The organism is Bacillus sp. EKM202B, from assembly GCF_011066025.1.
Lineage (GTDB): Bacteria > Bacillota > Bacilli > Bacillales > Bacillaceae_G > Bacillus_A > Bacillus_A toyonensis.
This window is the reverse complement of record NZ_JAAMNK010000147.1, coordinates 1-224: the sequence shown is the minus strand read 5'-3', so window position 1 is coordinate 224 and position 224 is coordinate 1. Positions and strand designations below refer to the sequence as shown.

The following is a 224-nucleotide window of genomic DNA, read 5'->3' as shown; positions in this document are numbered from 1 at the left end:
TACCATCGGCGCTAGAGAGCTTAACTTCCGTGTTCGGTATGGGAACGGGTGTGACCTCTCTGCCATCATTACCAGACATTATTCTTTTGAGACAATCATTATTATAACTTATTCACTTTAAAAGTCAACAAGTTTTTTTATGTTCTCTCAAAACTAGATAACATTTGCTACATATTATATGGTTAAGTCCTCGATCTATTAGTATTCGTCAGCTCCACATGTCA

The 224-nt window shown here is 36.6% G+C and carries 1 rRNA gene; it reads right to left on the bottom strand.

Going from position 1 to position 224, the window contains the following annotated elements:
* Window positions 1-76 (bottom strand): 5S ribosomal RNA (rrf, locus tag G9F74_RS29800); the annotation flags it as partial.
* Between the last annotated feature and the right edge of the window lie 148 nt (window positions 77-224).